The organism is Chryseobacterium camelliae (genome assembly GCF_030818575.1).
GTDB classification, from domain to species: domain Bacteria; phylum Bacteroidota; class Bacteroidia; order Flavobacteriales; family Weeksellaceae; genus Chryseobacterium; species Chryseobacterium camelliae_A.
The window spans coordinates 1183984-1204638 of the sequence record NZ_JAUTAL010000001.1; the positions used below are offsets into that span (position 1 = coordinate 1183984).

The window sequence follows — 20655 nt, forward strand, 5'->3', positions numbered from 1 at the left end:
TGGTGGTATTGATGTATTTACGTAATAATGTATAATGTAAAAAGTAAAAAGTAAAAAGTAAAAAGTAAAAAGTAAAAAGTAAAAAGTAAAAATTTACTTTTATAGCTCTAAGAACTATTTACCATTACTCATTACTCATTATTCATTGCTCATTACTCATGCCTCTCTTTCCTTCACCGCATTGATCATTTCCCTTTTTCCGGGAGGACCCTGTTTTTTTTCAACACTGAAGCCTAATTCCTGGAGGATCCTTCGTACGCTGCCTTTAGATGAATATGTGGTTAACAATCCATTGATGCTCATTTTTTCCGAAACAAGTTCAAATAATGGTTTTTCCCAGAGGTCGGGCTGAACTCTTGCTCCGAAGCAATCGTAATAGACCAGATTGATCTTCGGTAAATCGATGGTTTTCAGATCGAAAAAGTCGCATTGTATTTTATGCAGATAAAAGCCTTTAATGATTTCCACCGGTTTTTCCCATTCCGCGTCATGAATTTTATGATAAATATTTTTGAATTCAGGGTTATCAAAGAGCTCAAAATAAGCAAGATCATTAACTTCTGATTCACTGACCGGATATTTTTCAAGAGAAAAATAGTGTATTATATGATTTTTGTCAGTTCTTAAATATTCATTAATTGTTACCAAAACGTTTAGACCTGTACCAAAACCGAGTTCTAAAATATTAATTTCGTAATCATTAACGAGATTCATTCCATTTTTAATAAACACGTGTTCGGCTTCCTGTAGCGCTCCGTGATGTGAATGATAGTTTTCATTCAAATCATTGATATACAGTGTCTTGCTGCCGTCGTTAGTAGTTTTTATTTCTCTTTTCAATCGTTTTTTTGCCAAATTTACTCCAAAATTTTTATATTTGGAAAATTATATTAAATTTGTGGAACATCATAAAAAATTTTAGAAATGATAATTCAAAAAACTGAAAACTCCAGGATTTCTGCATTCGATCCGGAAAACTTCTCATTCGGAAATACTTTCATCGATCATATGATCATTTGTGAGTATGAGAACGGGAAGTGGGGCGATGTAAAATTGGTACCGTACGGTCCGATCCCTTTTACACCTGCAATGATGGGGGTAAATTACGGACAGGCTTGTTTCGAAGGAATGAAAGCTTATAAAGACAAGGACGGGCAGGTTTTCCTTTTCAGGCCTGAAAAGAATTTTGAACGTATCAATAAATCAGCTAAGCGTCTGGCCATGCCGGAAGTAACGGAAGAGATGTTCATTGACGGACTTAAGGCATTGGTAGATATCGACAGAAACTGGATTCCATCCGGAGAAGGTATGTCTTTATATATCAGACCCCTTATTTTTGCTACGGAAGAAGCTCTTAAAGCAAGAGTAGCCAATAAATATATGTTTGCCATTGTTGCCTCTCCGGCAAAAAGCTATTATACTGAGCCGGTTTCTGTAAAGATTTCCGATCACTATTCAAGAGCGGCAAACGGTGGAGTAGGTTCTGCCAAGGCAGCAGGAAACTATGCAGCTTCTTTTTATCCTACCCAGCTGGCTATTGAAGAGGGGTATGAGCAGATCATCTGGACCGATGATTCTACCCACGAGTATTTTGAAGAAAGCGGAACCATGAATGTGTTTGTAAGAATCAATGATACAATCTATACCCCGCCTACCTCTGAAAAAATCCTTGACGGAGTTACCCGAGACAGTTTTATCCAGCTTGCCAAGAAGAAAGGAATCGATGTGAAAGTAGAGCCTATTAAAGTAACTGATGTTATTGAGGCCCAGCAAAACGGTACACTAAAAGAAGTTTGGGGTGTAGGAACAGCAGTAGTCACTACAATTTTCCAGGCTTTGGGGTATAAAGGTGAAAAACTGCCTCTTCCTCAGCTTTCCGATGATGAAAGTTATGCGGCACAGCTTAAGAAAGACCTGGTAGACCTGCAGAGCAACCTTTCGGAAGATCCTTTCGGATGGAGGGTATTGGTAGAAAAAAATATTCTTGAAACGGTATAAGGTTATATAACGATTATATTATACTAAGGCTGTCTCAAAAGGTAAAATATCGCTCTGAGAATTTCTTGAAAGGAATTTGCGAACGGAAATTTTTTTGAGACAGCCTTTGATTATAAAAAATGTCATCTTTCATATGATAAGATGACATTTTTCATAATTCATAGTACTCTTGATATTTTCATTACAGAGAGTTCAGGTGACAAAATATTAAACTTTCCGGATCAGAATGTAGCCATCAGGTACTAAGTTTGTTAAGTAAAAAAACCGACTTTTTAAGCAGGTTTTTTCTTTTATTTACCATGTAAAATCTGAATTCAGAACTGTTCATCAGTCAGTTCTTTGTTGGCCATACTTCCTGCAATTCCACCTGAGGCAACAGCATAAGAAACAGAACGCATCATGGCTGAGTTATCTCCACAGGCAAAAACCCCCTTCGCTGTTGTTTTCTGAAAATGATCTACTTTGATATACCCTTGCTCGGTCAGTTCGCAGCCTAGAGAAACAGGAATATCAGAATGTTGCCGGAACGGAAGAGGTGAATAAACAGCATCAAAACTCATTTTTTTTCCGTCTTTGAAGATTACATTCTTAACATGCCCGTTTTCATGTTCTATTTCTGTAATTTCATCTTCTATGACCTGAATGTTATGTTTATTCAGCTTTGCAGTTTGTTCAGGAGTAAATTCCGCCGTTCCCCGGGTTAGAATTGTAATTTTATTTGTCAGGTTATTAACCAGAGAGGTGATGTGAAATGCTTTTTCTCCGTTTGACATGATTGCAGTGTTCTGATCGCGGAATTCATAGCCATGGCAATACGGGCAATGGATAACGGAAATACCCCAACAGTCTGAAAATCCTTTGATATCAGGCATTGTATCGCTTATACCTGTGGCGAAAATGAGTTTTTCAGACCTAAATATCTCGCCGGTTTTAACGGTAATTTCAAAACCCTCCTCGTTTTGCGTTCCTCTCACAGCAAGGCCGTCAAGAAATCGTACTGTGTCATATTTTAAAACTTGGGCCTTGGCTTGTTCAGTTATTTCGCTGGGCTTCGCTCCGTCATGGGTGATGAAATTATGTGAATGCGGTGTCTGCCGGTTGCATGGCAAACCACTATCGATAACCAGAACATCCCGCATGGAACGGCCTAAAGCCATTGCCGATGATAGCCCTGCATAACTTCCGCCAATGATGATTACATCGAATTTTTTGCTGCCTGTCATATTGTTGATTTTTTTTAATGTGGTCAATGGAAAGACAAGGGATAAAAACTATTGACAATCCCATCTTTTTAAGTAGATTCCCGACTGATTAACAGCCGGATTTATTTTTTATTTATTAATGCTTCTAATTCAATTTCAATCATCGCTTCCGGCATACCGAGTTCTTTAATGCCAATCCAGCTTCCTGTAGGAAAATGATTTTTGTAAATTTCCCGTCTGTACGAAGCATTTTTTTGAAGTTCTGTCATACTTGTGGTATACATGTTTTCAAGAATCACGTCATCAAAAGTGCAACCGTAATGTTGCAAGACTTTATCCAGGTTTTCATAACAATTTTTCATTTGCTGCAGATAATTGCCTTTGGCGGTTGGATTTCCTTTCTCATCAATACTGATTACTCCTCCTATTTTTACAATATTGCCAACTCTGACGGCTTGTGTATAACCATATGTTTTTTCCAGTTCGGGATGAAGAAGAAAATACTCCGGCTTTTCTGTTTTTCCAGTTTTACTGGAAGTTTCACTGGCTTTTTGAGGTTGCTGATAACAACTGAAAAGTATAAAGGTTAACAGAAAGACGAATATGCCTTTAAAAACAAGGTTTGTTAAGTGGATGTATTTCTTCATAATTTTAATTTTAAATGGTTTTCACAAAGGTACACAAGTTTTTACTATTGCGACAAATTTGCAATAATTTATTGCAAATAATTTGCATTAAATTTGTAGCAGAAGAAGACAAGAAATGAAACGCAGAAATACACCGTCAAAAGAAGCAGTCCTGGATTTATTGATAAAAGCCGGGAAGGCGATGAGCCGTGACGCTATCGAGGAAAAAATTGATGTCAAAATTGATAGGGCCACTATTTACAGAGTATTAAACCGCTTCTGTGAAGATGGAGTGATCCATAAAATAGTAGCCGAAGATGGCAAGCAGTATTTTGCTGTCTGTATGAAATGTGATGAGAATAGTTTTACAGACAATCATTTTCATTTCCGCTGTACCCATTGCCAGACCATAGAATGCCTGCCTGAAGCAGTTCACTTTTCGGTTCCCGATGGCTATCATGTGGAAAGTGTGAATTGTATCCTCACAGGACTTTGTAAGCGTTGCTCTATGAAAGATGACAAGACTTTTAAGTAATGTTTAGTACAATAAGAAGAACAGCAATTAGTTCAGATCATTTACGCTTGTATTTCTCTGAAGATTCCTGTGGAAATTCTTTTTTGTGAAGCGAAAGAAGATTTTACAGCACGTTTTATTATTTTAAAGTCTTTGTTTTTGTAATTCATTCCCGAAATGTGTATTTTCGCACAACCTATGAAAAACATTGTTTTCTTATCCATTCTTCTACTGGCCGGATGCAACCGGAAAGCTGCCGAAACACATCCTCCCGTAGGAGGAGTCCTGAGCCGCAGCGACCTGGATATTTCCAGGGAAAGGATGAAAAACCTCAATGCCACAGAGAGGACGCAGATCCAGGAATGGATGGCTACTCAACCGGTGAAGTTTTATGCCATGCCGCTTAATTACTGGGTGGATGTACAGGATTTCAGCGGAAGAGCGAGAAGGGAAGACAATACGCTGATCTCTTACTCTTATGATCTCTATGATTTTGACCAGACCAAGATTTATGATCAGCCCATTGAGCGGAGAGAGGCAAAATTCGGACACTTTGATGAACTGAAAGCGGTAGAAAATGCTTTGCGGTATATCCATAATGGTGAGGAAGTTACCCTGTTGGTTCCGTCTGCTCTGGCCTACGGTACGTACGGAGATGAGAAGAAAATAGATAACGACATTCCCCTGATCATAAAATTAAAAGCATTATAAATGAAATTGTTTAACAAAAATATAATTCTGGCAGCGGCAAGCGTTTCGCTGATGAGTTGTACACCAATTTATAAAAAAATGAACGTAGACAAAGAAACTTACGAAAGTCTTAATGACGGACTCTATGCTAATCTGCAGACGTCCAAAGGAAACATGATTGTAAAGTTCGAGGATAAAAAAGCTCCGGTTACCGTGGCCAACTTCATCGGTCTTGCTGAGGGTAAAATTGATAATAAGGCAAAGGCGAAAGGTGTTCCTTTCTATGACGGAACCATCTTCCACAGGGTGATCAAGGATTTTATGATCCAGGGAGGAGACCCTCAGGGAACCGGGATGGGAGATCCGGGATACAAGTTCGAGGATGAAAAAAACGACCTGAAGCATACCGGAAAAGGAACGCTTTCCATGGCAAATTCAGGACCTAATACCAACGGGTCACAATTCTTCATTACAGAAGTAGCTACCCCTTGGCTGGACGGAAGACATACCATCTTCGGTAAAGTTGTAAAAGGAGAAGATGTGATCGACGCGATTGCCAATGTTGAAAAAGGACCTCAGGACAAGCCTAAAACCGATGTTGTTCTTGAAAAGGTATCCGTATTCAGCAAAGGGGACGAATACAAGAACTATGATCCTGCAAAGACTTTCAATGAAGGAAAAGCAAAAATAGCAGAAAACAATAAAGCATATATTGCCAAGGAAGAAGCTGAGAAAAAAAGAAAAGAGGAGGAGTTTAAAGCTAACCAGCTGAAAATGGTGGAAGACCTGAAGGCTGGAATGCAGAAAACAGAATCCGGACTGTATTATAAGATTACGAAGACCACTTCCGGAAAAGCTCCGAAAGCCGGAGATAATGTATCGGTACATTATGCAGGAAAACTGGTTGACGGAACGGAATTCGATTCTTCATTCAAAAGAAATGAGCCGATCGACATCCCGATCGGAATGGGAAGAGTGATCAAAGGCTGGGACGAAGGAATCCTTTTGCTGAAAGAAGGTGAAACAGCTACTTTATTGATCCCGCCTGCAATGGGCTACGGGGAAAGAGGTGCAGGAGGCGTAATTCCGCCGAATGCATGGCTGGTGTTTGATGTTGAGCTTGTAAAAGTACATTAATAGAACTAAAATATAATCTGAAAGCCGTCCGTAAGGATGGCTTTTTCGTTTCCTGAATTATATTTTGTAACGATCTGCCATTAACCTTCGACAGATTTTACATCAAAAGAATATCATTACAATGATCTTAGATTGTTACAGTATTAGCTTTTGAAAAATTAATATTTTTAAATTATAATATCTCAAACATAATGAAAACCAAAACACTTCTGTTCCTGTTTATCCTGCTATCATTTTCAGTATTTTCCCAGACGAAGGTGAATCCCGATGAGGCAGCCATAAAAAAATCAGTAACCTATTTTTTTAACTCTATTAAAGCTAAAAATACAAACCAGGCTGTAGGCTATATTGATCCGAAGTTTTTTACAATTATTCCTAAGGATCAGCTGACACAGATCCTTGAAATGACATATAATAATCCGTTTATGAAGGTTGATATACTGGGCATGCAGCCGGGAAGCGTTACCAAGCCTGAGCTTATCAACGGATCTTATTATTCCATTGCTGACTATTATTTAAAGCTGAAATGCAATACCGGATCGCTGAACGATGAAATGAAGAAGAATATTGCTACCATGTTGGTCAGCAAATACGACAAGAATAATGTAAAGTACCTTCCGGCTGAAGGTTCGTATCTGATTAATGCCTCTATGAAAACCTGCGCCATATCTAAGGATAGGAAATCATGGAAACTCGTTTTTGCAGACAAGGAATACCAGTCAAAGCTGTCCAAGATACTGCCCAGGAAAATCATTGATAAAATTTAACCTTATTTATGATGAGATAATCTTAATCCACAATCCATATCCGTTAAAAAGGCTGTCTCGTACGAGACAGCCTTTGGTTTGAAAAACTGAAATTGTAGAGTTATGTATTCCTCTCAAATTTTTTTCTGATCTGCATTCTCTTTCTGTTCAGTGAACTGATGAATAGGGCACTGAATCCTCCGTAAGCCAGCAAAGCTACCAGGTAAACCATCAGGTTATTAAAACTGATGTTGGATACGTATAGTAAAACGGAAAATACCGCAAATACAAATAATAAGGCAATACTCAACATGTGAGTCTGAGTTAAACTTTTTGGTGTGTTGATCGTCATTTCTTTTACATTCTTCATTGTTAATTATTTTAAAAATTAAACTAAAATTTTGGTGTCTTGATGAGGAGGGTTCTAAAGCCATAGATAGGGTTATTCGGTCTGACTTTATTTTATAATATACCTACTCTCATGGAATAGATATTCCAGAAAGTTGATTCATGATATAGCAATGTGGTTTTTAAACTCAGAAAACGGCCGTTTAAAACAGCCAGTAATTTTTCAGAGCCTGATACGGAACATCCGTGGTAAGACCTTATTTTTCATCATCATAGCTTTGTTTTATTAAGGCATTATGCAGCCATTTCCGTGCCAAATTTCATTAAACCAGAGAATTTTGCCGAAAACAGAGGTGAAAATGATGATTATACGGTATCTGATCGGTATCTGATCGCAGATCTGAATTCTTAATATAAAAGCCCGCTGAACATCAGCGGGCATGTATGGATAATTCGATACACCTGTATCTTTTATTTTGTCACCAATTCTTATCAATCATATAGATCAGCTGGGTCATGGTTACTGCCCCAAGCAAAAGCTCTCTCCGGTTAACTTTATCAAACGTATCTTCTTCCGTATGGTGAATATCAAAATAACGCTGGGAATCCGGAACCAGTTCGGCAGTCGGGACGCCCATATCGTGAAGCGGATAAAGATCGGTTCCCGAAAACCTTCCCTCAAAATTATATACTCCATACGGGAAGAAAAGGTTCGCCCAGCTTTTGATCTGATTGATCTTCTGTGCGTCCATTTCCATGGAAATTCCCCGCGGCGCAAATCCTCCTGCATCCGATTCTATAGCGAAAAGATGCTTTTCGTTGTTTTCTTTTGCTGCTTTACCGTATGCTATTCCGCCTTTTACGCCATTTTCCTCGTTAGCAAAACATACCACCCGAATAGTATGCCGGTTGTTGATGCCCAGTTTTTTGAATGTCCTGAGGATTTCTATGCTTTGTACGATTCCTGCACCGTCATCATGAGCGCCTTCACCCACATCCCATGAATCTAAATGTCCTCCTGCTACAATAACTTCATGGTCCTGATGGCCCGTAATTTCACCAATTACGGAGTGCGAAAGCTTTTCCCCTTTCATGCCGCAGTGGGAGTTCAGTTTGAGGGTTATTTTCTGGCTTTTCAGCAGCTCTGCAAGCTCATCTGCTGCTGCAGTACCAATTGCTACGGCAGGAATTTTAGGATACTGTTCGTCATAACGCATGCCTCCTGTATGCGGTACATTATCAAAAGCTGAGGAAAGAGAGCGGATCACGGCAAATTTTCCGCCTTTCTTTGCGGTAAGAGAAGCAGCATTGACCCTGTACTTTGCCGCATCGCTATAGCCTCTGAAAGTTTCCACGAAAGACTGACTGAACGGATAATTGAAGAAGACAACTTTACCCTTTACCTGATCTGCCGGAAGTTTCTCATATTCTTCCAATGAATGCACCATGACTACTTCTCCTGAAATATCTTTACCTCCGGTACCTTCAGAATTCCCTAATGATAGCATTTTTATGGGTTTCCACTTGCCATCTCTGGTTCGGATCTGTAAAGACTCCTTTCCCCTTTCCCATACAGGGATCATGACTTCCTGCAGCCAGACTTTATCAGCACCGGCTTCCCGGAGCTCTTTTGCTGCCCATTGTACTGCTTTTTCATACGATGCTGAACCGCTGAGGCGATGGCCTATATTTTGGGTCAGATCCCTTAATTCGGTATAGGCTTTTCCGTTATTCAGGATTTCGGTGGAAATTTTAGCAAACTGCAGGGAATCTTCATTTTGCTGGCCGTAAGCCATCATACTGCTGATGAGCACAGCAGTGCATAGTATATTCTTCATGATCTGTCATGCATAATTATTGTTGTTCCTGTTTTAATATTTAATTTCGACATCAAGCTGCCTGCCTTCTGCCGCTGCTTTTTCATCCATTGAAGCACCCAGCACCATTCCTATGGTCATTCCTATCGGAAGTCCTATACCGAGAAATGCCATATTGCCCAATAAAAACCCGAAGGCGATTCCGATTGGCACTCCGAATGTTGCCAGACCCGCCGCCAGCCACATATTACGGTAATAATTTTTAGGAACCAGCTTATATTCTTTTTCAAGCATTTTTAGGATGCCAGTCTGTTTGTCCTTTAAGAGTTTTGATAAGGCTTTATCCTTTAAAGAAGTGGAATTCATTGCTTCTACCTGCTTATTAATAGTATCTTTGGTCTGATCGGATATTTCTTTCTTTTCAAGTTCATTCAGTAAGGCCTGCAATTGCTGATACAGCATTTCAGATCTCTTATCTGTTAAAAGTCCGGGATCAAGCCGGAGTGTCATTATTTTTTTTATCTGATTTGGTTTTATGTACAATATTTCAAATTTCTGAAGTAGTTGTTTACCAGTTTTTATCAATCATCAGGACCATTTGGGTAAGTACTGTTGCTCCCAGTAAAAGTTCCCTTTTATTCACTTTGTCGAAACTGTCTTCAGTGGAGTGGTGGTAATCGAAATACCGTTGCGGATCTACCACCAGCTCAGCCAGCGGGATGTCCAGCTGCTTCAGGGGAGAAATATCCTGAATGGCATTGGTCTGGTCAAAGTCATAGACGCCATAAGGAAGGAAATAATTTTTCCACTCAAAGATTTGCCTTCTCCTTTGTGGCGGCATATCGAGGGAAAAACCTCTCGGGGAATACCCTCCGGCATCCGTTCCCAAAGCAATAACGTGCTTTTCTTCTTTTTTCTTCACATAGGCAGTATAGAGATCATGGCCCTGGCCGCCATTTTCACTGTTCGCAAACAGGACTACTCTGATCGTATGGTTATTCTGTATTCCAAGTGCTTTAAGGGTCCGCAGAATTTCGATGCACTGTACTACACCGGAGCCGTCATCATGGGCACCTTCTGCAAAATCCCAGGAATCCAGCTGTGCACCTATCATGATGACTTTAGAATCTTTTTTTCCGGGAATTTCTGCAATGATATTGGGATTGGTTGTCTCTCCTTTGGGTTCAGCAGACATATTAATCTTTCCGGTAACTTTCTGCTTTTTCAGCAGTTTTTCCAGTTCATCCGCAGATCTCACACCAATCGTTAAAGCCGGAATCCGTGTTTTATCATCCGGCTCATAATAAACCATCTTGGCATGGGGTGTATCATCGAAAGCAGTAGTCAGAGACCGTATGATCAGCGCTTTGGCTCCAGTTTTGGCAATGACCGAGGCTGAAATCAACTTGGATTTGGCAGCAGCAAGATACGCATCACTGGTGTTAATGACTGTGGGGTCCATTGGCAGGTTGACGAAAACAATCTTATCTTTCAGTTTTCCTATTGACAACGCATTAAGCTCAGCAGTGCTACTGATCAGGACGATTTCTCCTGTAAGGTCTCTTCCGCCGGTACCTTCAGAATTTCCGAATGAAAGCATCCTGATATTTCTCCAGTCTCCATTCCCGGCTTTGATCTGTAAGGATTCCTTTCCTCTGATCCACATGGGTACTTTTGCTTCCTGCCTCCAGATCATTTCAATGCCGATGTCTTTAAGCTTTTTTTCTGCCCATTCCACAGCTCTGGCATAGCCGGGCGTCCCGCTGAACCGTGGTCCGACTCCTTTGGTCAGTTCCCCCAGATTGTCATATGCTGTGCCGTTGGTCATGATCTCATCGGAAATCTTTTTGAATTCATCATGATAATTGAACTTTACTGATGAATAAGGTTTTTTTGATGATTTCTTCAGCGGTTTTTTCTGAGAAAATAAAAATCCACTCAAAAAGAGTGGAATTATAATGAATGCTTTTTTCATTTTTTATCAACCTATCTTTTCCATTGATAAAAGTAGGAAAAAAACAGGAATATCAGGACTTCATATCATACATTAAAAGGGCTGTAACCAATTTAGGCTCAATGAATGTGCATTTAGGGGGCATGCTTAGTTTAAGGTCCGATATTTTGATCATGTCGTTAAAGCTTACCGGGTAAATCCCAAATCCTGCCTTACCTTCACCATTGTCCACTTTTTCTTTCAAAAGGGTAATACCTTCAAGATTTGAAGTCCCTTTAACGTAGCTGATTTTTTCAGAACTGTCCGGATCTTCAATCTTCAGGATGTTTTTAAATATATATTTATCCAGAAGGTGGTGGTCCAGGTTATCCAGAGACATTTCCTGTGAACGCAGGTCATGCTTCACGTGAAGCGAATAAAATTTACCATCCATGTACATGGAAATGTGGAATTTCTGGGAAGGGTAATAAGGGGTTTCGCCTTTTTCATGGATCAGGAAATACTCTTCCAGCTGTTTCAGGAATTCTTCAGTACTTAGTTCCCCGATGTCACTGACCATCCTGTTATAATCATGGATCTTGATGGACTGGTTGGATACGATGAAACTGTATACAAAATTATATGGTTCCGTACCGTTATGCCTTTTGTTTTTATCTTTCTGATGTTTGGCATTCAATGCCGTGGAGCCGATCCTGTGGTGGCCGTCTGCAATATAAAATGAGTCAATCTGGTCTATAACTTCCTTAAACTGCTGAAGTTTAAGGCGGTTGTCGATCTTCCAGATTTTATGGCGGATGCCTTTTGTATCAACATGGTTGAAGATCGGGACATTTTTCTCCTCATGGTTCATGAGCAGTTCGATCTTGGAATTGGAAGGGTAGGTAAGCAGTACCGGTTCGGCCTGCAGGTTTACTTTTTCAAGGTAATGGGCCAGTTTCTCTTTTTTCTGGGGAATGGTACTTTCATGCCTTTTGATCTTTCCGTTCCAGAAATCTTCAATGCTGGCCAGTCCTAAAAGCCCCCTGAAAACCTGCTTGTTCGGGTATATCTGCTCATAAAGGTAATAAGCGGAACTGTCCTGAACGAGCTTATTTTCATCCAGAAGCTCTTCAAATGTTGCGCGGATTTTTCTGAGGTTCCGGTCAACATCCTTTGATTTGCTTACTACATAAGGCTTGATCATGTGAATATAGGTATTCTCAACCTGAGCTTTCTCTGCAATCTCCTCCTGGGTAAAATTATCCAGGGGATGGGTAGGGAAAGTACTTTCAAGGTCTTTATGAGGTCTTATTCCGCGAAAAGGTTTAAAAACAGGCATATTTAGTGTATAGTTTCTTTTTGAAGTTTGATAATCTGTTCGGCAAGTTCGATTCCGATTTTCTCCTGGGCATCTACTGTGTTTCCTCCTACATGCGGGGAAAGCGATAAGGAAGGATTCATCAGGAGTGGCAGTTCCGGCGCCGGTTCGTTTTCAAAAACATCCAGTGCTGCTCCGGCCACTTTTCCGGATTCGATAAAGTCGATTAAAGCTACTTCGTTAATAACACCGCCTCTTGCAGTGTTCACAATATAGACGCCGTCTTTCATTTTTTCAAACTGTTCGGTGTCTATGATATATTCATTCGTTTTAGGCGTATTGATGCTGATAAAATCTGTATCCTTAAGGAATTCATCCGTATCATTGGAAGAGGTAATCTCAAAGCTTACCGACTGTCCATCGAAAAACTCCAGGGTAAGTGTTTCTGTTCTTGGCTTTCTGGTCAGGACCTTTACTTTCATACCCAGGGCAATCCCCATTTTGGCAACTTCCTGTCCGATGCTTCCGAAACCGATGACGCCTAAAGTCTTTCCGGAAAGCTCATATGCTTTGCTGAATGACTTTTTCATCGCGTTGAAATGGGTTTCACCTTCCAGCGGCATTAGCCTGTTGGATTCATGCAGGAACCTGGCCAGGGAAAAGAAATGCCCGAAAACAAGTTCTGCCACAGATTTCGACGATGCATTGGGTGTGTTGATGACACGGATTCCTTTGCTCCGGGCATATTCCACGTCAATATTATCCATCCCGATCCCACCTCTGCCGATCACCTTAAGTCCGGGGCAGGCATCGATAATGTCCTGACGCACTTTGGTCACGCTTCTTACGAGCAGGACATCTACCTGGTTTTCATTGATGAAACCAATAACATGGTCCTGGGCAACCTTGTGGTCAAGCAATTCAATGCCGGCCTGTTTAAGGGCGGATGCTCCGGCTTCGGAAATACCATCGTTTGCTAAAACTCTCATATGTACGGGATCTAGGGTTTATAATTTATTAAGATGTAAGGAATTGACCGGTCTGCAAATTAAGAAAAATTAAAATAATTCAAATTATTTTTAATCTCCTGTCTTTAAGGCAGATATTATCCGAGAGATTTCATAACGTCCACCAAAACCTGAACGCTTTCGATAGGCAGGGCGTTATAAAGGCTTGCTCTGTAACCGCCCAAGCTCCTGTGGCCGTTCAGTCCGCTTACACCTGCTGCTTTCCAGGCGGCATCAAATTCTTCCTTCCTGCCGTCATCCGTAATTCTGAAAGATACGTTCATAAGAGAACGGTCTTCTTTTGCGCAGAAAGTTTCAAATAAAGGATTCCTGTCGATTTCATCATACAGCAGTTGTGCTTTTGCTTTATTTCTCTCTTCAGCTGCCGCAATGCCTCCGTTTCTTTCCAGGTATTGAAGAGTAAGAAGAGATGCATATACAGGGAATACCGGTGGGGTATTGTACATGGATTCCTTGGCAATGTGCTGGGAATAATCCAGTATAGAGAACATATTCTCCCTTCCGGTTTTTCCTAAAATATCTTTTTTGATAACCACCAGTGTTACTCCGGCAGGACCCATGTTTTTCTGGGCACCGGCATAAATCAGGTCAAATTTTGAAAAGTCCAACTGCCTTGAGAATATATCGGAGCTCATATCGCAAACCATCAGTGTATCCACGTCTGGGAAGGATTTCATCTGGGTTCCGTAAATGGTATTGTTGGAAGTACAGTGGAAATAATCATATTCTGCACCTACCGTATAGTCTTTCGGGATGTATGAGTAATTATCTGCCTTTGAAGAACCTACAACATCAACCGTTCCCAGTTTTTTGGCTTCTTTGATCGCCCCGGCAGCCCAGGTACCTGTATCCAGGTATGCGGCTTTCCCGCCAACTTTCAGCAGGTTGTACGGTACCATGGCAAACTGCAGGCTTGCACCGCCTCCCAGGTAAAGTACTTCATATTCATCACCAAGGTTCATCAGTCTCTTTACGATGGCTCTTGCCTCATCCATTACGGCTACGAAATCTTTGCTTCTGTGAGAGATTTCCAGGATGGAAAGCCCTATGCCGTTAAAGTCTAAAATAGCTTCTGCAGATTTCTCAAATACTTCATGAGGCAGGATGCATGGTCCTGCACTAAAATTATGTTTTTTACTCATATTTTTATTTTTTTACAGGACCTGGTGTGCCTGTAGATTCATTATTATTTGGATATTAGGGTGCTTACAATAGTGAAAGACTTAAAAAAACCGCCTCATACTGGATGAGACGGCATGTATTATTCACCGTGTAAAAATGCTTTTTTGTTAAGCAGTGCTTCTTCAGACTCCACATGGTCCTCATCCGGAACACAGCAATCTACCGGACAAACCGCGGCACACTGAGGTTCTTCGTGGAAGCCTTTACATTCTGTACACTTGTCTGTAACAATAAAATATACGTCGTCACTCACCGGTTCCTGCGGTGCATCCGCATTTACCGTAAGTCCGGACGGTAATGTCACCGTTCCTTTGAGAGCGGTCCCTTCAGAAGCTTTCCAGTCTACGGCTCCTTCATATATCGCATTGTTCGGGCATTCCGGTTCGCAGGCGCCGCAGTTAATGCATTCATCAGTTATTTTAATAGCCATCGCTAATTTTTTTTAAATTTGCACAAAATTACAAAATATTCCCCAAATTTACAGTAATTATGCATACCGAAAATCAAGTTTTAGGGCTTACGAAGCTGGGCCGCTATATCCATACCTACTTAACGGAAGATCCTGAAAGCCAGGCAGAGAACTATTCTGAACTGGAAACTGTGATTAGGAAATCACAGATGGAAAATCCGTGGTTTACCATTGAAAGCCAGAAGTTTGCCCTTGAAGAGTGGGCCGGACTTCTTACGGAAGGTACGTTACGCCATTGGCTGGAGGGCTATACAGTTTCCAAAACGCCTAAAAAGGTAGGCCTGATCCTTGCCGGCAATATTCCGCTCGTTGGATTTCATGATGTGATCTCTGTGATCCTCAGCAACCATATCCCACTCATCAAACTTTCCTCTAAAGACCGCCATATGATTCCTTTTCTACTCGGAAAATGGAATGAATTTACCGATGGCGGAATCCGGTATGAAATGGTTGAAAAGCTTGAAAGCTTTGATGCTGTGATAGCCACCGGAAGCAATAATACGGCGAGATACCTGGAATATTACTTTAAAAACCACCTGAGCATCATCCGTAAGAACAGGACCTCAGTTGCTGTTCTGAAAGGGGATGAAACCAATGAGGAGCTTCAGCTTCTGGCAGAAGATATTTTCCACTATTTCGGGTTGGGGTGCAGGAATGTAACCCGTCTGTTTATTCCAAAAGATTTCCTTATAGACCGTCTCTTTGAAAACTTCCTGAATTTCAGTGATATCATCAACCATCACAAGTATGCGAACAATTATGACTATAACCGTGCAGTATACCTGCTGAACCAGGATCAGTTCTGGGACAATAATTTTGTGATGCTGAAAGAGGATGAGAAACTTTTCAGCCCTTTATCCGTAATCAATTTCAGCCGGTATGAGTCCCTGGATGAGGTTAAAGAATTCCTCGCAGAACATTCGGAGGACATCCAGTGTGTTGTGGCGAAGGATGAGTTGGGATTGGATTCCGTTCCGCTGGGAGAAGCTCAGCATCCGGGGCTCAATACCTATGCCGACAATGTAGACACCATGAAATTTCTTGAAGTACTCTGAAAAATTTAATATCTTAGACAAAAAAATATACACTATGTTGACAAACACTTTAGTCGCCCATTCTTCGGATACCGAAAAGGCAGACTTTTATAAGAAAACGTATCTGCATCTTGCCCTTTCTGTGCTTGCATTTATCGGGGTTGAAACCATTCTTCTCCGTACAGTGCCTGTAGAAGTTATCGCCATGATGTTTGGCCAGAGGTATACCTGGCTGCTGATTATTGGGGTATTCTGGCTCGCTTCCGTTCTGGCAAGCCGCTGGTCCTTATCACAGAGCAGGAGCACACAGTACTTCGGGTTAGGATTTTACATCGTTCTTGAAGCTGTAATCTTTTTACCACTGATTTATATGGCTGCCGCTACGGCAGGAGGACAGGTGATCTTCCAGGCTGCGATGCTGACGATCGCGATGTTTGCAGGACTGTCTATTGTAGCGTTCACTTCCAAAAGGGATTTTTCTTTTTTAAGGAATATCATGATTATCGGAGGATTTATTGCTATCGGACTGATTGTTGCCGGCTCGATCTTCGGGTTTGACCTTGGCCTTTGGTTTTCCGTAGGAATGGTGATCCTGGCATCTGCAGGAATCCTTTACGAAACCAATAAGCTTCAGAACACATATACTACGGGACAGTACGTAGGAGCTTCTTTACAGTTGTTCGCTTCCATTATGCTGTTGTTCTGGTATATTCTGAGGATTTTAATGAGCAGGAGAAGCTAGTAGGGTTTAAGTTATGAGCTATGAATGCTTGTAGCCGCTATACATAAAAAATCCCGGTACTATTCAATAGTACCGGGATTTTTTATTGGATCTGAAAATGCATTCAGAATGTTTACTTATCGATAGAACCTAATACCTTTTGGGCAAATGAATTCAAAGCATCCTTTTCACTCATTCCGTTCTGTACATTGGCATGCACTTCAAGGGCTCCGCAAATATTGGTAATCAGTTCTCCGGCAACATTCAGGTCCTCTTCACTGGTTCCCCTGAACTCGCAGAAGCTTTCCAGCACTTCCAGCGTTTTCTCAAGGTTTTCCGGAGTCTGGTTCTGATAGAATTGTCTAATTACAGGTAACTTCATAACTATAATTCGTTAAATAAGTTGATTAAACTTTCTGCCTGGTTGCTTTGCACCTGGTTAACCAGTTCACCGTTCCTGAAAATGGCAAACGTAGGCAGGTTATCCACCTTGGCAAGCTTACGGCTTTGCGGCAGTTTCTCTGCGTCCACATATAAAAACGGGATGCTGTCGTTTTCTCCTGCCAGTTTTTTGAATTTCGGCTTCATGATCCTGCAGTTCCCGCACCAGGTAGCACCGTATTGTACCACTACCTTTTCATTGTCGTTCACGATGTTTTGCAGTGTATCTTCTGTTAATTCTGTATACATAAGTTAAATTTTAGAATAAATTTAACAATGTACCAAATCCAGCAATGCAACAGTTTACCAATATTACTTCCTGCTACATTATTGTTACACCGCTAGATTTGTTACACTGTTACATTAATTTTTTGCTAAATATTCGGCAGTAGAAGAACGGTCTGCTTTCATAGCCTCTTTTCCTTCTTCCCAGTTTGCCGGGCAAACTTCTCCATGCTTCTGTACATGGGTATAAGCATCGATCAGTCTTAAATATTCTTTTACGTTTCTTCCCAGTGGCATATCGTTTACAGATTCATGGAAGATTTTTCCTGTTTCGTCAATCAGGTATGTAGCTCTGTACGTAACATTAGACCCTGTGAACGTTTCATTTCCTTCTTCATCATATTCGAAATCCTGGTCTACGATACCTAAAGTATTCGCCAGTTGTCTGTGGGTATCTGCCAGAAGGGGATAGGTAACACCTTCTATTCCTCCGTTATCTTTTGGGGTATTCAGCCACGCGAAATGCACTTCGTTGGTGTCGCATGAAGCACCGATTACTTTAGTGTTTCTTTTTTCAAACTCACCTAAAGCCTCCTGAAAAGCATGAAGTTCCGTAGGACATACGAAAGTGAAATCTTTCGGATACCAGAATAACAAAACTTTCTGCTGGTTGGAAGTAGCTTCTTCAAAGATGTTGATTCTAAGATCATCACCCATTTCAGACATCGCATCTACCGTTAAACTCGGGAATTTTTTTCCTACTAAAGACATAATTGTATATTTTTTATATTATAATTTTCTGCTGCAAATTTAAAAACAGACCATCTATCGAACCTAATGTTTTTGATAAATAAAATCTATGTGTGTTTTTGATGGTAAGTAAAAGAAAAAAGCTCTGTTTTAAGAGCTTTGTTTTAATTTTTAGTATTTAGTTTTTGCTTTAGATCTTGAATTACCATTTCGTTTGCCTGATTTTTTTCAACTAATTTTTTGAATTCTTCTAAAAAATTTTCTGGAAAATTATTCACGATCCCAATTTCACCAACCTGCCCATGATTTTCATGTACATTGTTAACCATTCCTGCATCCAAAAAATATTCAAAATCCTTATCAAAAAATTGACAAACTTTGTCCATTAGTAAGAAATCTATTTTTTTAGAATTTCCGATTTTACCGCTTATTTTATGGAAAAATGTACACACAGGATTTTTTGCATAAATAAATAGTAACTATGCTGGATAATTACTTATAAACCTGTTTATCGTAGTTATTATAATGTCCCAATCATTATAATTCAATTCATGCCCGGTCCCTTCCAATTTTAAAAGCTGTGAATTTTTAATATCTGCCAATAGTTTTTCAGTATTTTTGAAATGCCAGATTTTATCATCCGTACCATGAATAATCAAAGTAGGCATTTTGATTTCATCCATTTTATCATAGTAAGCTTCTCCACCCTGTATCAAAGAATGGTTAAACATGCTACGGTAGTTGACTGCTCGGTCAATTTCATGTTCAATGCGTTTTTCTTCTCTTGAATAATCCACTGGTTTACGGCCAGCCATAAGATGCGAGTTCTGCAACATATAGTGGACTACTTCTTTTTTATCATTCCAGTTTATACTTTCTGCTTTACTTTGGAAGTTGAATATCTCTTTATCCATTTCTGGTATTGTAGGATCCGGTGTTCCCCAGATGCCCGTAGACATCAAGATAAGTGAATTAACTCTATTGGGACTTTTAATTGCTAAAATCTGTGCAATCAGGCCCCCCAAGGAAATTCCCATAATATTCGCTTTCTTAATTTTATAAGCATCTAAAATATTAACAGCATCATCTGCAAGGTCAACAATATTATATGTAATAGAGCCAGGACTGTAGGTAGTAGATTTATCTACATCCCTGTTATCGTAACGAATTACGAAATATCCTTTGTTAGCTAATTTATTGCAAAAGTCGGCATCCCAATACAGCATAGAAACAGTTGCTCCTCCAATTAATAAAATTGCAGGATTATTAAAGTTCCCAAAACTCTCAGTGCAAATAGATACATTGCCGTTATTAATTATCTTTTCTTTTTGTGCTTTCATACAGCTGTTCGTCAAAATAAAAATGAGTACAAAAAATCCAAATCTTTTCATACGCAAAATTATTTTATGCAGACAGACTGAAATTGTATATATTCGACATTTATTCGATAACAAAAAGAGATTGGTCTTGAGAAAAATATGCAGACGGTTTTTTGCCAGAAAATTCCCTAAAATCTCTAATCATATGTGCTTGGTCAAAATATCCTGAATGCAGAGCAAGTTCTGTTAATGATAATTGTTGATTATGATATGCAGCTGTGATGCTCTTCTCAAATCGAATAATTCTGGAAAAATATTTAGGAGAAAATCCTGTTAAGGTTTTGAAATTACGTTCAAATTGTCTTTGAGATAAAAAATGGTCTGCAAGCAATTCGGGCATTTTTATATTTCCATTATTCATAATTAAATGATGTATAGCATTCATCATCATTTGCAAATTAAATGGTAAATCAGACACTCTTTTTTCAATAAAATAAGTAATGGTTTCAATTCTTTCCTGAGTACTTCGACAATTTAATATTTGTTCTTCTAAAAATAATCCCTCTTTCCCACAAAGTTCGGTTATTTCAATGTTTTGGTTAGTCATTTCATCTGCCGGAATGTTAAAAAGTATCGGGATAGCATAAGGTTGAAGATAAACGCCAAAGATCCCCGCTTTTTTGCTGGATGATAATTCATAATAAGCGTTTGTTTGTGACTGAACACCACTTACAAACAACTTTTTACTTTCACCATTTTCCATGATCATCATCCCAGGAATATATTGAAATGCCAATTTAGGATAAACACATGCAACAGATGAATGAGAATAGAGTGATGTTTCTGTAAAATCTCCCTCAAAATTCCAAAAGAAATGGACTAGATGTCTAATGCTTGATTTAGGATATATCTTTTCGTATTCCATCACTTGTATTATTTTGAAATCAGAATGTACAACAATATAATGTGATGACCAAATGTTATTAGATATAGAATCATTATCATGGTACCAAATCCTGCAGGTTTGAGTCATTTTTAATGCACTCGATTTCATTGACAACAATAATCAGCATGTCTGACTCAAAGCCCTTGATAGAGAATTGACAAATTTTATCTATAAATAAAGCCGGTGTAGATCATACACCGGCTTTCATTTA

The 20655-nt window shown here is 39.7% G+C and carries 24 protein-coding genes; 7 read left to right on the plus strand and 17 right to left on the minus strand.

Features of this window, described 5'->3' with window-relative positions:
* Positions 1 to 156 precede the first annotated feature (156 nt).
* Entirely contained in the window at positions 157 to 840 is a 684-nt protein-coding gene (mnmD, locus tag QE404_RS05385) for a tRNA (5-methylaminomethyl-2-thiouridine)(34)-methyltransferase MnmD (protein ID WP_307447515.1), read from the minus strand.
* A gap of 84 nt (positions 841 to 924) precedes the next feature.
* Here mnmD and QE404_RS05390 point away from each other — a divergent pair, with 84 nt between their 5' ends.
* On the plus strand, positions 925 to 1998 hold the full coding sequence (locus tag QE404_RS05390) for a branched-chain amino acid aminotransferase (RefSeq protein ID WP_307447518.1): 1074 nt from the start codon (positions 925 to 927) through the stop codon (positions 1996 to 1998).
* Positions 1999 to 2312: 314 nt separating this feature from the next.
* Here the strand turns inward: QE404_RS05390 and QE404_RS05395 are convergent, their stop codons facing one another.
* Both QE404_RS05395 and QE404_RS05400 read right to left on the minus strand, forming a co-directional pair.
* Positions 2313 to 3221: an NAD(P)/FAD-dependent oxidoreductase gene (locus QE404_RS05395; RefSeq protein ID WP_307447520.1), complete on the minus strand. Its 909-nt coding sequence runs from the start codon at positions 3219 to 3221 to the stop codon at positions 2313 to 2315.
* A 101-nt stretch (positions 3222 to 3322) separates the two neighbouring features.
* Positions 3323 to 3847 (minus strand): RidA family protein, encoded by a 525-nt coding sequence (locus QE404_RS05400; protein WP_307447523.1) that lies wholly within the window; start codon positions 3845 to 3847, stop codon positions 3323 to 3325.
* Positions 3848 to 3962: 115 nt separating this feature from the next.
* Between QE404_RS05400 and QE404_RS05405 the strand changes: the two genes are divergently transcribed.
* The 4 genes from QE404_RS05405 to QE404_RS05420 all read left to right on the plus strand — a co-directional run bounded on the left by QE404_RS05405 (position 3963) and on the right by QE404_RS05420 (position 6934).
* Positions 3963 to 4361 carry a Fur family transcriptional regulator gene (locus QE404_RS05405; protein WP_307447526.1) on the plus strand — a complete coding sequence of 133 codons (399 nt, stop codon included), beginning with the start codon at positions 3963 to 3965 and terminating at the stop codon, positions 4359 to 4361.
* A 177-nt stretch (positions 4362 to 4538) separates the two neighbouring features.
* Positions 4539 to 5051, plus strand: coding sequence for an FKBP-type peptidyl-prolyl cis-trans isomerase (locus tag QE404_RS05410; protein WP_307447528.1), 513 nt, complete (start codon positions 4539 to 4541; stop codon positions 5049 to 5051).
* Positions 5052 to 5129: 78 nt separating this feature from the next.
* The gene (locus QE404_RS05415; protein ID WP_307453358.1) at positions 5130 to 6167 is read left to right on the plus strand and encodes a peptidylprolyl isomerase; all 1038 of its coding nucleotides are present in this window, start codon (positions 5130 to 5132) and stop codon (positions 6165 to 6167) included.
* A 191-nt stretch (positions 6168 to 6358) separates the two neighbouring features.
* Positions 6359 to 6934 carry a hypothetical protein gene (locus tag QE404_RS05420; protein ID WP_307447531.1) on the plus strand — a complete coding sequence of 192 codons (576 nt, stop codon included), beginning with the start codon at positions 6359 to 6361 and terminating at the stop codon, positions 6932 to 6934.
* Between the two features lie 100 nt (positions 6935 to 7034).
* On the opposite strand, the gene QE404_RS05425 is transcribed toward QE404_RS05420, so the two are convergent.
* The 8 genes from QE404_RS05425 to QE404_RS05460 all read right to left on the minus strand — a co-directional run bounded on the left by QE404_RS05425 (position 7035) and on the right by QE404_RS05460 (position 14969).
* Positions 7035 to 7283, minus strand: coding sequence for a hypothetical protein (locus tag QE404_RS05425; RefSeq protein WP_294273366.1), 249 nt, complete (start codon positions 7281 to 7283; stop codon positions 7035 to 7037).
* 457 nt (positions 7284 to 7740) lie between these two features.
* Complete coding sequence (locus QE404_RS05430) at positions 7741 to 9099, minus strand: M28 family peptidase (protein ID WP_307447538.1); 1359 nt, start codon at positions 9097 to 9099, stop codon at positions 7741 to 7743.
* Positions 9100 to 9132: 33 nt separating this feature from the next.
* Positions 9133 to 9588 (minus strand): hypothetical protein, encoded by a 456-nt coding sequence (locus QE404_RS05435; protein ID WP_307447540.1) that lies wholly within the window; start codon positions 9586 to 9588, stop codon positions 9133 to 9135.
* Positions 9589 to 9646: 58 nt separating this feature from the next.
* Positions 9647 to 11053, minus strand: coding sequence for a M28 family peptidase (locus QE404_RS05440; RefSeq protein WP_307453750.1), 1407 nt, complete (start codon positions 11051 to 11053; stop codon positions 9647 to 9649).
* Positions 11054 to 11105: 52 nt separating this feature from the next.
* Entirely contained in the window at positions 11106 to 12350 is a 1245-nt protein-coding gene (locus tag QE404_RS05445; protein ID WP_307447546.1) for a DUF1015 domain-containing protein, read from the minus strand.
* A gap of 2 nt (positions 12351 to 12352) precedes the next feature.
* Positions 12353 to 13318 (minus strand): D-2-hydroxyacid dehydrogenase, encoded by a 966-nt coding sequence (locus tag QE404_RS05450; protein ID WP_307447547.1) that lies wholly within the window; start codon positions 13316 to 13318, stop codon positions 12353 to 12355.
* 116 nt (positions 13319 to 13434) lie between these two features.
* Positions 13435 to 14499, minus strand: coding sequence for a 3-phosphoserine/phosphohydroxythreonine transaminase (gene serC / locus QE404_RS05455; protein WP_307447549.1), 1065 nt, complete (start codon positions 14497 to 14499; stop codon positions 13435 to 13437).
* 119 nt (positions 14500 to 14618) lie between these two features.
* Positions 14619 to 14969, minus strand: coding sequence for a 4Fe-4S binding protein (locus QE404_RS05460; protein WP_294218593.1), 351 nt, complete (start codon positions 14967 to 14969; stop codon positions 14619 to 14621).
* 59 nt (positions 14970 to 15028) lie between these two features.
* Between QE404_RS05460 and QE404_RS05465 the strand changes: the two genes are divergently transcribed.
* On the plus strand, positions 15029 to 16063 hold the full coding sequence (locus tag QE404_RS05465) for an acyl-CoA reductase (protein ID WP_307447552.1): 1035 nt from the start codon (positions 15029 to 15031) through the stop codon (positions 16061 to 16063).
* Positions 16064 to 16097: 34 nt separating this feature from the next.
* A complete protein-coding gene (locus tag QE404_RS05470) occupies positions 16098 to 16784 on the plus strand; it encodes a Bax inhibitor-1/YccA family protein (protein ID WP_307453752.1) in 687 nt (228 codons plus the stop codon).
* A 112-nt stretch (positions 16785 to 16896) separates the two neighbouring features.
* Here the strand turns inward: QE404_RS05470 and QE404_RS05475 are convergent, their stop codons facing one another.
* From QE404_RS05475 to QE404_RS05500, 6 genes are all read right to left on the minus strand, one after another.
* Positions 16897 to 17145, minus strand: coding sequence for a DUF6952 family protein (locus tag QE404_RS05475; RefSeq protein ID WP_002980002.1), 249 nt, complete (start codon positions 17143 to 17145; stop codon positions 16897 to 16899).
* 2 nt (positions 17146 to 17147) lie between these two features.
* Entirely contained in the window at positions 17148 to 17453 is a 306-nt protein-coding gene (locus QE404_RS05480) for a thioredoxin family protein (protein WP_307447599.1), read from the minus strand.
* A gap of 114 nt (positions 17454 to 17567) precedes the next feature.
* Positions 17568 to 18200, minus strand: coding sequence for a peroxiredoxin (locus tag QE404_RS05485; RefSeq protein WP_307447602.1), 633 nt, complete (start codon positions 18198 to 18200; stop codon positions 17568 to 17570).
* A gap of 143 nt (positions 18201 to 18343) precedes the next feature.
* Positions 18344 to 18565, minus strand: coding sequence for a hypothetical protein (locus QE404_RS05490; protein ID WP_307447604.1), 222 nt, complete (start codon positions 18563 to 18565; stop codon positions 18344 to 18346).
* A gap of 93 nt (positions 18566 to 18658) precedes the next feature.
* Complete coding sequence (gene estT / locus QE404_RS05495) at positions 18659 to 19570, minus strand: macrolide hydrolase EstT (protein ID WP_307447607.1); 912 nt, start codon at positions 19568 to 19570, stop codon at positions 18659 to 18661.
* Positions 19571 to 19619: 49 nt separating this feature from the next.
* The gene (locus tag QE404_RS05500) at positions 19620 to 20423 is read right to left on the minus strand and encodes a helix-turn-helix domain-containing protein (RefSeq protein ID WP_307447610.1); all 804 of its coding nucleotides are present in this window, start codon (positions 20421 to 20423) and stop codon (positions 19620 to 19622) included.
* Positions 20424 to 20655: the final 232 nt, after the last annotated feature.

Bases quoted from the DNA above. Each gene is read 5' to 3' on its own strand.
- QE404_RS05390 (WP_307447518.1), top strand. From the start codon at position 925: ATGATAATTCAAAAAACTGAAAACTCCAGGATTTCTGCATTCGATCCG.
- QE404_RS05395 (WP_307447520.1), bottom strand. From the start codon at position 3,221: ATGACAGGCAGCAAAAAATTCGATGTAATCATCATTGGCGGAAGTTAT.
- QE404_RS05400 (WP_307447523.1), bottom strand. From the start codon at position 3,847: ATGAAGAAATACATCCACTTAACAAACCTTGTTTTTAAAGGCATATTC.
- QE404_RS05405 (WP_307447526.1), top strand. From the start codon at position 3,963: ATGAAACGCAGAAATACACCGTCAAAAGAAGCAGTCCTGGATTTATTG.
- QE404_RS05410 (WP_307447528.1), top strand. From the start codon at position 4,539: ATGAAAAACATTGTTTTCTTATCCATTCTTCTACTGGCCGGATGCAAC.
- QE404_RS05415 (WP_307453358.1), top strand. From the start codon at position 5,130: ATGAACGTAGACAAAGAAACTTACGAAAGTCTTAATGACGGACTCTAT.
- QE404_RS05420 (WP_307447531.1), top strand. From the start codon at position 6,359: ATGAAAACCAAAACACTTCTGTTCCTGTTTATCCTGCTATCATTTTCA.
- QE404_RS05425 (WP_294273366.1), bottom strand. From the start codon at position 7,283: ATGAAGAATGTAAAAGAAATGACGATCAACACACCAAAAAGTTTAACT.
- QE404_RS05430 (WP_307447538.1), bottom strand. From the start codon at position 9,099: ATGAAGAATATACTATGCACTGCTGTGCTCATCAGCAGTATGATGGCT.
- QE404_RS05435 (WP_307447540.1), bottom strand. From the start codon at position 9,588: ATGACACTCCGGCTTGATCCCGGACTTTTAACAGATAAGAGATCTGAA.
- QE404_RS05440 (WP_307453750.1), bottom strand. From the start codon at position 11,053: ATGAAAAAAGCATTCATTATAATTCCACTCTTTTTGAGTGGATTTTTA.
- QE404_RS05445 (WP_307447546.1), bottom strand. From the start codon at position 12,350: ATGCCTGTTTTTAAACCTTTTCGCGGAATAAGACCTCATAAAGACCTT.
- QE404_RS05450 (WP_307447547.1), bottom strand. From the start codon at position 13,318: ATGAGAGTTTTAGCAAACGATGGTATTTCCGAAGCCGGAGCATCCGCC.
- serC (WP_307447549.1), bottom strand. From the start codon at position 14,499: ATGAGTAAAAAACATAATTTTAGTGCAGGACCATGCATCCTGCCTCAT.
- QE404_RS05460 (WP_294218593.1), bottom strand. From the start codon at position 14,969: ATGGCTATTAAAATAACTGATGAATGCATTAACTGCGGCGCCTGCGAA.
- QE404_RS05465 (WP_307447552.1), top strand. From the start codon at position 15,029: ATGCATACCGAAAATCAAGTTTTAGGGCTTACGAAGCTGGGCCGCTAT.
- QE404_RS05470 (WP_307453752.1), top strand. From the start codon at position 16,098: ATGTTGACAAACACTTTAGTCGCCCATTCTTCGGATACCGAAAAGGCA.
- QE404_RS05475 (WP_002980002.1), bottom strand. From the start codon at position 17,145: ATGAAGTTACCTGTAATTAGACAATTCTATCAGAACCAGACTCCGGAA.
- QE404_RS05480 (WP_307447599.1), bottom strand. From the start codon at position 17,453: ATGTATACAGAATTAACAGAAGATACACTGCAAAACATCGTGAACGAC.
- QE404_RS05485 (WP_307447602.1), bottom strand. From the start codon at position 18,200: ATGTCTTTAGTAGGAAAAAAATTCCCGAGTTTAACGGTAGATGCGATG.
- QE404_RS05490 (WP_307447604.1), bottom strand. From the start codon at position 18,565: ATGGACAAAGTTTGTCAATTTTTTGATAAGGATTTTGAATATTTTTTG.
- estT (WP_307447607.1), bottom strand. From the start codon at position 19,570: ATGAAAAGATTTGGATTTTTTGTACTCATTTTTATTTTGACGAACAGC.
- QE404_RS05500 (WP_307447610.1), bottom strand. From the start codon at position 20,423: ATGGAATACGAAAAGATATATCCTAAATCAAGCATTAGACATCTAGTC.